The sequence below is a fragment of the Dellaglioa carnosa genome (assembly GCF_026948345.1).
GTDB classification, from domain to species: Bacteria; Bacillota; Bacilli; order Lactobacillales; family Lactobacillaceae; genus Dellaglioa; species Dellaglioa algida.
Window position 1 is genome coordinate 173,133 of the sequence record NZ_JANXLI010000002.1, and the last position, 14,755, is coordinate 187,887.

Consider the following 14,755-nt stretch of genomic DNA (forward strand, 5'->3'; position numbering starts at 1 on the left):
GAAAAAAGGTTGTAAATATGTCTAAAAGAACTATACTTATATGAGTCTAATAGACGTGTCTAAAAGAAGTATTGAGGAAGGAATTTAATTTTATTATGTATGAATTATTAATTTTGGCAGCATTAATGAGTCGTAATATGTCGGGTTATAAATTACGAATGATTTTAGAAAATGCAATGTCGCCAAGAAGGAAGATTTCAAATGGCGTTTTATATCCGGTTTTAGATAAATTAAAAATTAAAGGTTATATTTGTTTTGACGAGGATCAAGATTCACGCGGAACTAAGACGGCGTATATCACTGAATCAGGGCGTGACTATTTCCATGAATTAATGGAAAAACCAGTTATTCATGATTCAAAGTGGGATGATATGTATCGGTTTAAGATGCGCGGGATGAATTATATGAGCGTGGTCGATCAAGTTGCCATCTTGCGTGACTATCACGGCGAATTAGATGAAGATTTTCATGTTTATACTGCCGTTAAGAAGCACTTAGAAGATTTAAGGGAAGCACATCCAACTACGGAGGACTATTATCAATGGCAAATTCGGACAACGGATTTTGTTATGACGGTTCTTGAAACAAAAATGAATTGGATTCAAACACAAATAAAAGAGATACAGAAATTGGAGAATAAAAAATGAAAAAAGAAACAAATCGCTGGGTAGCTTTATTCGCTATGAGTTTAGGTGTTTTTATGGGACTTTTGGATGTTACAGTAGTAAATGTGGCATTACCAAGCATGGCAATTGATTTTAAAACGACTTTTAGTAACCTACAATGGATTTTAAACGCTTATACGTTAATGTTTGCTGTCAGTTTGTTGATTGTTTCAAAATTAGGAGACATGTTTGGTCGAAAAAAAATATTTATTTTAAGTATGATTTTATTTACAATCGCCTCAGTCGTTAATGGACTTGCACCAAACTTACTTGTCCTTGATATTGGGCGAGCTGTTCAAGCAATAGGTGGATCGGGAATGATGAGTTTATCAATGGCTTTAGTGGCCTCTAACTTTTCAGGCCGTGAACGCGGGACTGCACTTGGTATTTTGGGTTCGGTTATTGGATTTTCAACGGCAATTGGACCTTTAGTCGGTGGACTCCTAGTTGAGAATTTTGGTTGGCCTTCAATTTTCTTCGTTAATTTACCAGTTGGGATAATTGCGGTTTACTTGGTTTTCAGAAATGTAAAAGAAACGCCTGCATATGGCGCTGAAGAATCAATTGATTTTATGGGTATGATTCTTTCGGCAATTGGATTATTCGCCGGTATATATGGGTTGATTCAGAAAGAACAACACATGCACTGGGCATGGACGGATATGCGTATTATGGGATGGTTAGTTGCTTCAATTATAATTCTGGCAATATTCGTATTTGTGGAATTAAAAGTTAAATCGCCAATGATGAATTTAAAGTTATTAACAAATCGTCATTTTGTAGGCGTGGTTATTCTTGCATTTGCACTTGGAGCGGGTATCTTTGCGTTAGCTGCTTATCAAACGAGTTTAATGCAAAATTACATGGGATACTCTGCCTTTACTACAGGATTGAGACAATTACCTATGAGTTTATGGTCGCTTGTTCTAGGACCATTTACGGGTGTTCTAGGGTACAAGTTTGGTAAGAAGTGGATGATTACATTTGGATTTATTATTGCCGGAGTTGGACTATTTACATTTAGTCGAGTTTCAACGACTGATTTCACTTATTTACAATTATTGCCCCTTCTCGTTTTAACGGGGCTGGGAAATGCGATTATTAATCCAATGATAAATACGGCTGCCATGGATAATATTAATCCGAAAGAAATTGGTATGGCTTCAGGTTTATTGAATGTTTTTCGACAAATTGGAATCACGGTAGGTGTGGTTGTTCTTGGTCTAGCACAAACTAAAGCATACGAAGCAAGTTTAAATACTGGCTTCAGTGATAGTCACATGCCTAACGCAGCAGCAACGGGTATTCATCAGGCATTAGTGAACGCGGGTGCTTTTTCAGGGCACATGGTAGCGTGGAGTCAAAAAATGATTTCAACACCATATGCTGATAAAGTTCAAAATATTGTGCTGACGGCCTTTAATAAAGGGATGATTCAGGTTGTTCTAACTTCATTAATCATGATGATTATTGGCGTGTTAGGCGCGATTTTCTTATTGAGAGAAACAAAAAGTGTTGATCAGAAGTTGGATAAATAGAAAATATTTATCTAATTTAATAATTTTATTTAAATTAAAATGTGATTTAAAAAATATAAATAAATCTTAGATCCGGCTAAATTATAAAATGGTAGAATTATAAAATCGGTAATGACGATATTATAAATGTGATATTGGGCTAATCAACCTAAAAAGCAATATTGATAGTGAATATTTCCTGAAAGAAAGATGAAATATGCATCGTATGTTAATTTGCGAAAAAAATAAATGATTAAAAGTATGTGTGACCCCAGCTGTATAAAAATAGTTCGATATATGAAGATGATGAAAAGAGTCAAACGTTCGGTTATTTATACACACGAATATAACGCAATAAAAGGAGTATTTTTAATAATTGGTATAGGTGATTATATTGAGCGAATAAAGCAATTAATTTAACTGATTACACCACACGCTTAATGAGAATTAGTGGGTTTTAAAATCCAATTAAAATTAAGTAATAATATATAGTTTTAGGTCGTAACAAATAAATTAAAAAAATTTAATGTTTATGTTTGACATTCTCATAATATAGATTTATAGTGTATCCATAGATAAGAAATACGGTTGCAAGAAAAGTAGTTAACATGTTTTCCGCTCAGAAAGATATCGGGTAATGCGAGATATCAAAACGATGTTAATGAATTACATCTTGAAGAAAAATACCGCGGCTCACTCTCGTTATAGGGTGTAATGAAGTGGTACGCTGATGATTGAGTTAGCGTACAATTAGGGTGGTAACACGGTGTATTCGTCCCTTTGACTGGTAGCAGTCGAAGGGGCTTTTTTTGTACAAAAAAAGGAGGAGTTTGAAATGACAGACAATATTATTAATGAATTAACATGGCGGGATGCGGTAAATCAACAAACTGATGCAGAGGGTTTAGCAAAATTAGTTGCGGATAAAAAAATATCACTATACTGTGGTGTGGATCCTACCGGTGGTAGTATGCATATTGGACACTTAATTCCTTTTATGATGATGAAAAGATTTCAGTTAATGGGACATCATCCTATTATTTTAATAGGCGGAGGAACCGGAACGATAGGGGATCCAAGTGGCCGAAAAACTGAAAGACAATTACAAACTATTGAACAAGTTCAAGCAAATGTTGATAGTTTATCAAAACAAATGAAGAAACTTTTTGGTGCCGGTGCCGATATTCGAATGGTAAACAACCATGATTGGTTAAAGGATATTTCATTATTGGACTTTCTGAGAGATTACGGAAAGAATTTTAATGTAAATACAATGTTGGCTAAAGATATTGTGGCAAGTCGCCTTGATGGTGGTATCTCATTTACTGAGTTCACATACCAAATTCTTCAGTCAATTGACTTTAAACATTTGCATGATAGTATGGATGTCCAACTTCAAATTGGTGGCGCAGATCAATGGGGTAATATTACCAGTGGTATAGATTTAATTCATAAAATCGAAGGATCAGACGAACCCGTTTTTGGATTAACGATTCCGCTTATGTTGAAAGCAGATGGTACTAAATTTGGTAAAACTGCTGGTGGCGCAATTTGGTTAGATCCCGAAAGAACTTCACCATTTGAATTTTACCAATTTTGGTTAAACCAAGATGATAGAGACGTTTTGAAATACTTAAAATTCTTTACTTTCTTAAGTGAAGAAGAAATTAAAGAATTAGGGCGTAAATTAGTGTCTGAACCCGAAAAAAGGGAAGCTCAGTTGGCTTTAGCTTCTGAGGTGACACGATTCGTTCATGGTGATGCAGAGTTAGAAGAAGCTGAAAAAATCACTAAGGTTCTTTTTTCAGGAGATATTCGAAAACTAAGCGTTAATGAGTTGGAGGTTGCATTTGAAAAAATGCCTAAAGTTTCTGTTAACTCTGATTCTAAAAACATTGTTGATTGGTTAGTAGACACTGAGGTTGTTAGTTCTAAACGTCAAGCACGCGAGGATGTAACTAACGGGGCAATATCAATTAATGGTGAAAAGATTACGGATACTGATTTTATTGTTAATCCGGATGCTAACTTTGAAGGTAAATTAGTTATCACTAAACGTGGTAAGAAAAATTACTTTGTCGCAGAAATTTCTAAATAGTATCACTTAAATTGTTTATAGAATGAATATCATTTTGACATGACATTCCTATAAAAAACCAATGGGGAAGCTAATTTATATTAGCTTCTTTTTTTTTAGTATCAAAAAATAAGCATATTTTTATATAAAAATTATTATACATATATAATTTTTTTGTTGTTTTTTTTTTTATTGGTGTTAATATGAAAGGGTAATCATAAGGAAGTATGAAGCAAACGGTTTGACATGATGTGTAATATGTGAACGAATATAAAGCGCATACATTACACTTTGTGTCTCCATTGGTTGGTCGTTTGTTAAAACTTCTTAAAAAAATTTGGAGGTTATATGTCATGTCAAAAGATTCTATGGATTTAAAGGCTCTATTTATTGGCGACAAGGGAGAAAATGCTGATTTATATAAGGATATGCTAAATAAATTAGTAGACGAACATGTTGGGTGGCGTCAAAACTATATGCCACAAGATATGCCCGTTATTTCGGAAGAAGACAAACAAACGGAAGGATATGCTTCTTCGGTAAACAAGATGAAGAGCGTCTTGGACGAAGTATCATCAAAATTACGTTCTGAGTCAGTTCCATGGCACACAGCTGGTCGTTACTTAGGTCATATGAATACTGAAACTTTGATGCCAGCTATTCTCGCATATCAATTTGCAATGCTATGGAATGGAAATAATGTTGCTTATGAATCATCACCTGCTACTTCACAAATGGAAGAAGAAGTTGGTGCCGATTTTGCACAGTTGTTAGGATTAAAAGATGGATGGGGTCATATTGTTGCGGATGGATCTTTAGCAAATCTTGAAGGTTTATGGTACGCGCGTAACATGAAGTCACTTCCTTTAGCAATTTCCGAAGTTGTGCCGGAAAAGGTTTATGGTATGAGCGAGTGGGAACTGTTAAACATGAGAATGGAAGATATCTTAGATATTTTAGATAATGTTACGGATGAACAGATTGATGAAATTAAAAGTAAGTCAGCCCGTAGTGGTAAAAACCTGTCTAAATTAGGTAAATGGTTAGTTCCGCAGACGAAACATTATTCTTGGTTGAAAGCGGCCGATATTATTGGTATAGGTTTAGATCAAGTAGTACCTATTCCCGTTGATAGTAGTTATCGTATTGACGTCAAGGAACTGGAAAGTTTGGTTCGCAGTCTTGCTGCTGACAAAACACCAATATTAGGTGTTGTAGGAGTTGTTGGTTCCACAGAAGAGGGTGCAGTGGATCCCATTCATGAAATAGTTAAATTAAGAGAAAAATTAGCTAAAGAAAAAATTTATTTCTATATCCACGTGGATGCCGCATATGGTGGCTATGCTCGATCAATTTTCTTAGACGAAAATAATGAAGTTATTCCTTATGAAAAATTAAAAGAAACGTATAAAGAATATAATATTTTTAATTCTGACGTTACAATTTCTCGTGATGTTTACGATTCATTTGTTGCAATTGGTGACTGTGAATCCGTAACAATTGATCCGCATAAAATGGGATACATTCCATATTCTGCCGGTGGTATTGGAATTAAAGATATAAGAATGCGCAATATTATTTCTTACTTTGCAACTTATGTCTTTGAAAAGAATTCAGTTGCACCATCTATGTTAGGTGCCTATATTCTTGAAGGATCGAAGGCTGGTGCAACTGCAGCAGCAGTATGGGCAGCACATCATGTATTACCATTAAATGTTTCTGGCTATGGTAAGTTGATTGGTGCAAGTATTGAATCAGCAACGCGTTTCTATAATTTCTTAAGTGACTTAGAATTCAATGTAAACGGACGTAAAGTTAAAGTAACGCCTTTAATTAATCCAGATTTCAATATGGTTGATTATACATTTAATGAGGTTGGTAACACGGATTTAACAGTTATGAACAAATTAAATCATGATTTTTATGATCAAGCATCGTTTGTTACTGGTAGTTTGTACAGTAACGAATTTATGACATCTCACACTGATTTTGCAATTCCGGATTATGGAAATAGTCCATTTAAGTATGTCTCTGGCCTTGGATTTAGTAAAGAGGAATGGGAAAAAGTTGGTAAGGTAACAATTTTGAGATCATCTGTTATGACACCATACTTAAATAATGACAAAGTTGCCGATGAATACTTTAATAAAATAAAATCAGCAATGAAATCTAAATTGGAAAATATCTTAGGATAATATCTTAGTTAAAGGCTCATTTTTTTGATGTGGGTCTTTGACTTTTTGTTTAAAAAAGGAGAGGTGTTAAAATGTCAGATATAAATAAAAAAATTGGTTTAGGCACATTTGTCGGTATGACCATGGCGCTTTGCGCAACAGTTAGAAGTATACCAACGCTTGCGGCTGTTGGTTGGACATTAATTTCGTTTTCATTATTTGCTATCATCTTTTTTGCCGGGCCAATTTCAATCGTCTCAGGCGAACTATCAACAATGTATCCTCAGGCCGGTGGCCCACAATTATGGGTTAAAAAGGCTCTGGGTGAAAAATGGGGTTTTGTAGTAGCATGGCTTCTCTGGGTTCAAATGTTCCCAGGTATGGTAATGGTAGCTTCAACTATTGGACCGTTACTAGGAAATACTTTTGGAAATATTAGTTTAGGTTCAAATCATTGGTTCAATTTATTCTGTATTTTATTCTTTTATTGGGTAGTTACAATATTGAATATTAAATATGATATGGCAAAAGTCGGTGGAAGTATCGGTGTTTGGCTTGGTGTTTACATTCCAGTTGCTGTAATGTTTATACTTGGATTTGCGTCATTAGCAAAAATGGGAATAAATACGAATGGCTACCTTGGAACATTTTCATGGTCAAAAGTTGTCCCTAGTTTGAAAAATTTGGATACGCTAAAATATTTAGCCGGAATTTCCTTTATTTTTGTTGGAATTGAAATGTCATCTGTATATATTCCAAAATTAAAGGATGCGACTAAAAACTATACTAAAGGTGTCTTTATTGCATTGATTGGTTTAGTTTTACTAAACGTATTGAATGCATTAACAGTGGCAAACGTTGTGCCTGCGGGTAAGATGGAGTTGGCAAATATTACTCAACCAATCTTACTTTACTGCCAAGTGTTAGGACTACCAACGATTATCGCTAATATATTTAGTTTTATGGTATTTATTGGTGTAATGTTGCAATTATCAGCATGGGTTACAGGACCATCGGCAACAATTATTCAAGTCGCTAAAGATGGATTACTACCAGAAAAATTTGGTTATACTAAAACCAATAAATATGGTGTTTCTAAAAATGTCGTATTAACGCAATCAATTATTATTTCATGTTTCGCGTTATTATATGGTTTTATTACAGACGTAAATGCAGTTTTCTTAATATTAACGAACGCGACAACGGTTATCTATAGCATCGTTTATATATTAATAGCAATTGCTTTAATTAAGCTAAGACACACACAACCAGATATTGAACGTCCTTACCGTATTGGTAAATCTGGAAATGGGTTGGCTTATGTAGTGGCAGCAATGTTGTTGCTTGCAATATTCATTGTAATTTTAGCATCATTAATTTCATCAACTGCATTAAATGGCGTTTTAGTAGCAGCTGTAACAATAATATTCTTAATACCACCATTTTTAATATACGCAAAAACTAAAAAGCATAATAAATAGTTTATGAAGGAAAGTTCGCTCCACTTATGATACTAAAGGTGTAGCGGGCTTTTTTTATATGATAATATTTTGGAGGTGCACAAAATGAAAGAATATAAAATCACATTTATTGAGGCATTAGGTGTATTAATTGTTATATTTGGAATTTTGAGTTATTTTATAATTGGACAGAAGATGACGCCGCATGTTCCCATTTTATTAGCCTTTACGGTTTTAATGTTCTATGGAAAAATTAAAGGGGTATCTTGGGAGGAAATTCATAATGGTATTTCAGAAGGTGTAAAACCGGGTATAATTCCAATAATTATTTTCCTTCTGATAGGTGTTTTAGTTGCGTCTTGGATTGCCGCGGGAACGATACCAACTATAATGGTTTTAGGGTTTAAAATTATCTCGGTTAAATGGTTCTTACCAACAGTTTTTGTAACTTGTTCTATTGTTGGTTTAACCGTTGGTAGTTCGTTTACAACGATATCAACCATTGGTATTGCATTTTTAGGTATTGGCGGAATTATTGGATACGATCCAGCGATGACTAGTGGTGCAATTGTATCGGGAGCGTTTCTAGGGAATAACATTTCACCATTATCGGACACTACAAATTTGGCGTCTGGTATTGGTAAAGTTAATCTTTTTGATCATATAATGAATGAGTTTTGGACAGTCATACCGGCTGCTATCATTTCACTTGTTGGATTCGTAATAATTGGAACTACGCCTCAGGGAAGTAGTTTGGGGAAAATAACCGAAATGAGTAAAATTTTAGAGAATCATTTTTGGATATCCCCGATTACTCTCTTACCCGTCCTTGTTTTATTTATTTTTGCTTGGAAAAAAATTCCAGCGATACCTACATTGTTGACGGGATCGATTATTGCAATCGGTTTAGATATTATTAATAATACCCATATCACTGCCGTTGAAATTAGTAACATCGTGATGAACGGTTATGTTGCTAACACGGGATCGAAAGACATCGATAATCTGTTAACACGTGGTGGTATTACAAGTATGCTGGGTTCCGTAAGTCTTATTATTTTAGCTCTCTCACTAGGCGGGTTATTGGTAAAGTTTAAAATTGTCACAACATTAATAAATAGATTAACAAAATATGTTAATAATATTGGGCGTCTCATCTTAGTAACTGCGGTCAGTTCTGTCGGAATTAATTTTTTGATTGGTGAACAATACTTATCAATTATTTTGCCAGGCGAAACGTTTAAAGAAGCATTTGAAAGAAATGATATTGATAAGAAATATCTGACTAGGACGCTTGCCGACGCAGGCGCAGCTGTTAACTCATTAGTTCCTTGGGGAGTGAGCGGTACATTCATTTCTGGGGCGTTAAAAATTAACGCCTTTGACTATTTACCATACGCATTTTTTCCAATTTTATGTCCGATAATTACAGTTTTACTCGGATACATTATTGTGAAACCTAAATATAAAAATTTTAAATCGTAAATTCTATAAAAAGGAGTAATATCATGACAAAAATAATCCCTAAAGTTCTAACAATTGCTGGTAGTGATGCCAGCGGTGGTGCGGGCATGGAGGCCGACTTAAAGACGTTTGAAGAGTTTGGCACTTATGGAATGGTTGCACTGACGTCTATTGTGACGATGGATCCGGATACGGATTGGTCACATAATGTTACGGTAATGGATTCTGGGTTGGTCAAAGCTCAATTGAAGACTACGGGTGCCGGTGGCGAGATTGCGGCAATGAAAACTGGGATGCTTGGAAGTGTAGCTATTACAGAAGTCGCACGCGAAAATATTTTAGCAAAAAAAATTAACAACGTTGTGATTGATCCCGTTATGGTTTGCAAGGGCGAAGATGAGGTACTTAATCCGGAAGCGGCTGATGCAATTCGTGATTTGTTGATTCCAATTGCCACGGTAACTACACCTAATTTATTTGAAGCGGGAGTTTTGTCAGGATTGGGAACTTTGAAATCACTTGATGATATGAAGCAAGCAGCCGTTAAAATTCATGAATTGGGTGCTGAAAATGTTATCGTTAAAGGTGGCAAAGCATTGGAAGGCGAAAAGGCCATTGATTTATTCTATGATGGCATCAACTTTGAAGTGTTGGAAACAGACAAAATTACGCCGGCATATAATCATGGTGCCGGGTGTACATTTGCGGCGGCGGTAACTGCCGGTCTGGCGAATGGATTGTCAGTAAAAGAATCTGTCTATCAAGCGAAAGAATTTGTAACCGCTGGAATTAAATCTGGATTCGCCTTTAACGAGTATGTGGGTCCGTTATACCACGCAGCTTATCGATTAAATAAATAAATTAAAGAGATTTATTATAACTAAAAAGAACATCTTACCGTAAGCTAATTATTGCTAAGGTAAGGTGCTCTTTTTTTGAATTTAAGTGCTTAATAGAGAAAAAATAATTATTTATTGGAGTGGATAAATCTTTTTTTACTTAACAGTAAAGGACCGTGGTTTAAATAGACGACTTGAAGCAGACTAACCCATGAAACGCCTAAGGTTAAGGCGCCTACGATATCGGATGGAAAGTGCGCTCTTAAGTATACTCTTGAAAAAATAATGATAATAAGCCAAATAATGGCTAGCGATTCAGTTATTAGTTTTAAATTTTGGCTCTTAATTTTAGGAATAATAATTATAAAAATCATGATAACTAAGATTGTTGAGCCAATTACGTGGCCGCTGGGGAAGCTAAATCCAGATTCTGCCACTAATCTTTGCGTTGGTCGAGGTCGTTGAATAACTTCTTTGGCAATAAACGCAAGAGCGTCCCCGCCAATTAAGGCTAACCCTAGAAAGGAAGCACTATAAATATCACGGCGATAAGTAAAAAATAATATCAAACAGGCCGCCGCTCCAATCACAAATACCGGACTACCAGTGATCGAAATTAATGAAAAAAACTTAGTTAAACTTGGACTAACAAGACTACTTATTAGCGTTTGTAATTTAAAGTCGATGGCTATTAACCAGTTAGATTGAATGCTAACTGAAATTGCCAATCCGATAAATAGTAATAAGCCAATAATTCCGGACACCAACCACTTATTCTGTCTATTTTCCATATTTACAGTTCAGTCCCTTGTATAAAGTATTGATTATAAATAATTAAACCGGTGATCAATCGTTTCTTTTTGATCTTAAATTAAACTATTTATGAACAAATATCATACTATCACTGCGAGTCAGTTTATATTTACAAATGATTGTTTCTTTAACGATTATTAACATTCTTAACGATATATACGTGGTTAAAAATAATTTATTTAGATAATAAGGCCTTCACAATGATCAACTTCATGTTGGATGATTTGTGCCATCCAGCCTGAAAATTTTTGTGTCTGAGGATGAAAAGACTTATCTAAATAATCAACGGTAATCGCGTCGTATCGCTGTGTTGGACGTTCGCCGACCAATGAGAGGCAACCTTCCTTAACGTTGTAACGGCCTGATTTTTTTGTGATCTTAGGGTTAACAAGTGGAACGTTTAGTGCAACAAATTGGCAGACGATAATTCGTTTATTCACGCCAATCATATTGGCAGCCATACCTACACAGACCTCTTTATTGGCTTCTAAAGTATCCAGTAAATCAGTTATTACGGACGCGTCTGAATTTGATGCGAGCTCAGCTTTTTGGGCAAGAAATAGTTCATCATGCATAATGGGTTTTATCATATTTTCTCCTTTGAACAGTAGATTAATGATTCCATCATAACCTTTTACAGATAAGCTATCAAATATCGATTATTAGCTTCGATATATTTGAGTAAATTTTGATTTATCGGTAAAATGAAAATATAAAAATTAATTTGACGGATAAGGGGAAAGTGAAATGAAAAAAGTGATTGTTTTAGGCTCAACTAATGTAGATACAATTTTGAATGTCCAGCGTTTCCCACAACCGGGTGAAACAATGGCAATGAATTCGATGGCTGTGGCCGGCGGCGGTAAAGGTGCTAATCAAGCAATTGCAGCTGTTCGATCAGGAGCAAAAACGACATTTATTAGTAAAGTTGGGCATGAGGGTGCCGCTAATTTTATGTTAGATACATTCAAAGAGGACGGTATGAATATTGATCACGTTACTACGTCAGAAACTGCGGGAACTGGCCAAGCATATATTATGGTTGACGAGAATGGTCAAAATAGCATCTTGATTTATGGTGGCGCAAATCAGGACATAACAAATGAAGATGTTCAGGCTGCTAAAGGCAGCATCAAAGCAGCTGATAGAATTGTTGCTCAATTTGAAGTGCCAATTCCTTCTGTGATTGAAGCTTTTAAAATTGCACGTGAAAATGGTGTTCAAACAATTTTAAATCCGGCACCGGCAATCAAAAATATTCCGGATGATTTATTGTCAGTGACAGATATGATTGTTCCTAATGAAACAGAATCTGAGATAATTACGGGAATTAAGGTAACTGACGAAGCCTCAATGGAGGCTAGCGCTAAAGAATTCTTTAAAATGGGCGTTAAAGCAGTCATTATCACAGTTGGTGATCGAGGATCTTTTTATGCGACATCGGAACAATCGGGATTTGTTAATGCCTTCAAAGTTAATGCCACAGATACAACAGCTGCTGGCGATACATTTATTGGTGCATTAAGTTCTAAACTTGAGCTAGATTACAGTAATCTTGAAGAAGCAATGACCTATGCAAACAAAGCTTCATCATTAGCTGTTCAAATAAAAGGTGCTCAAAATTCGATTCCCTACGCGAAAGATATTTTAGCAGGATAAGTGAATTAAAAAGTGGCCTATATTCCATTTCACAATGGAATATAGGCCACTTTTTTTATTATTTTTTATTTGATTCTCTTTCAAAAATATCTTTCACGATATCGTTGGCAGTGCGTAGACTGACATCATTTACAAAAGGTCTTGGACTTGCGGCTGTTAACCAGTGAACGCCATCTGTGGGGACTCCCCAGAAGTATAAACCGGGTTGTGGTCGTTTGTTCTCGTCTAGTAGTAAATTACTAATAGGGTCAACATTGACGGCACCATCTACTACTGGAGCACCTTTAGCTGGATTCAAAACTAAAGGATTGGCAATTTTTGTTTCAAGCAACTGTTTCATTAGAGGACTTGTCGCTGTCGTTGCGTGAACGGCGGGTACTCTTGCTTCGATTAGAGTGGTTGCTAGATAACGTTGCTCAGGCGCATTTGCGCTATATGTTTCAAATTGATGATCATTAGTATCAACAGTCATTCCTGGTTCTAACATTGTAACAATATCTGCATCAACGAGTGCTCGTAATTGTTCGATACGAATTGATGGTGGTCCAATTGTTAAGAAATTGTTTAATGAGTTAAACCAACCTAAGAAGTCGGTTAGATATTCATCATCGCTTAAGAGACGGTTATCAACCAGCTGTCTTACTGGAAGACGTAAATCTCGTAAAACTTCAAGAGCACTCGTTAATGGACCAGTTTTCGTACCCATTCTGGCGTCTGCTGCATCGTTTTGCAAGTGTTCTAACATGATTGTTTTGAAATCTGCATTGGGTTTCTTAGTCATTGGATTACCTAAATGATCCCAGTTAAATCTATCAGATTCGGCAATAATTGATCGTTTAACTGTTTCTTCAGGTTGTCTTAAGAAAGCCAGCTGGAACTTTGTTAATTCTATTTCTGGGTATTTTTCTGCAACAAGTAATGAATAATAATGGTACTCAACTTCATGACTCAGTAAGTTCCAAAATTCGGCAAAAGGTACTGAGCCATTTTCCATGAAGACTGCCATTTTGGCTGCAGTTAAGAAATGCGCTTGCGATTCTTCACCGGGTGCTTTTTGATTATCACCTTTCGCATGATATGGCCATCCACGACGTGATCCTGCGACGATATGGGGCTCTTTTCCGGTTGCTAGATAGGCTAATTGACCATTATCTAATTGTTCAAAACGGCCACCGCGTTCAATGGTTAGTCGTGTCACCATGTCAAAGAAACTTAAACCTAAGCCACGTAAAATAACAGTGTCGTCTTGAGTAATATGGTCAAGTTCTGTTTCGTTTGGGAAACCAGGTAAGACATAAGTTAAGTTGTTTTCTGTCGCAAATGAATCAAATTTTTGTTGTTCCTTGGATAATTCATTTTCGAGATTACCTAAAGACATGACAACATAATCAACAGTGTCAGTTGAAGGTAAGGCAGTCATAATTTCAAAATGATTAGCGTTTTTTGAAATTTGTGTAACAGTAACTTTATTAACGTTAATGTTAACATTTTTAGGCGTGTGCTTGATTAATTCAGCGTAGTACCATTGAATATAAATACCAAATAGAGCACGTGTTGCGTAATCATTTGGATTTAAATGAGCAATTTCGGTTAAAAAATCCGCCGAGTAGTTATTTTCTTCAATAAAATCATGAGCCACGGTTTGAGCCCATTCAAAGATATTGGGTCCCGTAATAATGGGCCCAGTAGAGTTGACACTCGTTCCATAAAATAAACTGATTTGTTGAGCCGCCGTATTCATGATTAATTCATGAGGTTGTTTAGGTGTCCATACGCGGCCCCCAACACCGTGTGGATCGTATAAATCAATTGTAAGTGGTGTATTCGAATGTTCTGCTCGTTGCCAAGCAATAAGACGTTCAAGTGTAACCATGCCTCGTGGTCCGGCTCCAATAATGGCTAAATGCATAAAAGTAATCTCCCTTGTATGTAAAAACTAACTTCATTATAAGCTTAAAAGTTGGAAAAAGCGCTTGATATGATTGTAAATATTAAAAAAAAGAGTTGGATATTCTTGTGAACTTTTGATAATTTAGTATACTTAAAATTGAAAGAATAATTTATGTAGAAATTGAAAGAAGGATTTA

11 protein-coding genes are annotated in these 14,755 nt (G+C 35.6%); 8 read left to right on the plus strand and 3 right to left on the minus strand.

Translation table 11 applies throughout. The features are described from left to right. Positions 1-95: 95 nt before the first annotated feature. From N0K80_RS03825 to thiD, 7 genes are all read left to right on the plus strand, one after another. Positions 96-647, plus strand: coding sequence for a PadR family transcriptional regulator (locus N0K80_RS03825; protein ID WP_146342604.1), 552 nt, complete (start codon positions 96-98; stop codon positions 645-647). Further along, positions 644-2,203 (plus strand): MFS transporter, encoded by a 1,560-nt coding sequence (locus tag N0K80_RS03830; RefSeq protein WP_269023817.1) that lies wholly within the window; start codon positions 644-646, stop codon positions 2,201-2,203. The genes N0K80_RS03825 and N0K80_RS03830 overlap by 4 nt, the downstream gene beginning before the upstream one ends. An 814-nt stretch (positions 2,204-3,017) precedes the next feature. Continuing rightward, the gene (tyrS, locus tag N0K80_RS03835) at positions 3,018-4,280 is read left to right on the plus strand and encodes a tyrosine--tRNA ligase (RefSeq protein WP_269007984.1); all 1,263 of its coding nucleotides are present in this window, start codon (positions 3,018-3,020) and stop codon (positions 4,278-4,280) included. Between the two features lie 332 nt (positions 4,281-4,612). Next, positions 4,613-6,454, plus strand: a complete 1,842-nt coding sequence (gene tdc / locus N0K80_RS03840) for a tyrosine decarboxylase (protein WP_269023818.1) — start codon at positions 4,613-4,615, stop codon at positions 6,452-6,454. Positions 6,455-6,525: 71 nt separating this feature from the next. Next, positions 6,526-7,914, plus strand: a complete 1,389-nt coding sequence (gene tyrP, locus N0K80_RS03845) for a tyrosine-tyramine antiporter (protein ID WP_269007985.1) — start codon at positions 6,526-6,528, stop codon at positions 7,912-7,914. An 84-nt stretch (positions 7,915-7,998) separates the two neighbouring features. Next, a complete protein-coding gene (nhaC, locus tag N0K80_RS03850; protein ID WP_407932682.1) occupies positions 7,999-9,378 on the plus strand; it encodes a Na+/H+ antiporter NhaC in 1,380 nt (459 codons plus the stop codon). A 23-nt stretch (positions 9,379-9,401) separates the two neighbouring features. Further along, positions 9,402-10,217, plus strand: a complete 816-nt coding sequence (thiD, locus tag N0K80_RS03855; RefSeq protein WP_269023820.1) for a bifunctional hydroxymethylpyrimidine kinase/phosphomethylpyrimidine kinase — start codon at positions 9,402-9,404, stop codon at positions 10,215-10,217. Between the two features lie 107 nt (positions 10,218-10,324). Here thiD and N0K80_RS03860 read toward each other — a convergent pair whose 3' ends face one another. Next, positions 10,325-10,987, minus strand: a complete 663-nt coding sequence (locus N0K80_RS03860) for a phosphatase PAP2 family protein (protein WP_269023821.1) — start codon at positions 10,985-10,987, stop codon at positions 10,325-10,327. A gap of 201 nt (positions 10,988-11,188) precedes the next feature. Next, positions 11,189-11,599: a peptide deformylase gene (locus N0K80_RS03865; RefSeq protein ID WP_269023822.1), complete on the minus strand. Its 411-nt coding sequence runs from the start codon at positions 11,597-11,599 to the stop codon at positions 11,189-11,191. Positions 11,600-11,756: 157 nt separating this feature from the next. Between N0K80_RS03865 and rbsK the strand changes: the two genes are divergently transcribed. Next, positions 11,757-12,668, plus strand: coding sequence for a ribokinase (rbsK, locus tag N0K80_RS03870; RefSeq protein ID WP_269023823.1), 912 nt, complete (start codon positions 11,757-11,759; stop codon positions 12,666-12,668). 58 nt (positions 12,669-12,726) lie between these two features. Here the strand turns inward: rbsK and N0K80_RS03875 are convergent, their stop codons facing one another. Next, the gene (locus N0K80_RS03875) at positions 12,727-14,577 is read right to left on the minus strand and encodes an FAD/NAD(P)-binding protein (RefSeq protein WP_269023824.1); all 1,851 of its coding nucleotides are present in this window, start codon (positions 14,575-14,577) and stop codon (positions 12,727-12,729) included. Between the last annotated feature and the right edge of the window lie 178 nt (positions 14,578-14,755).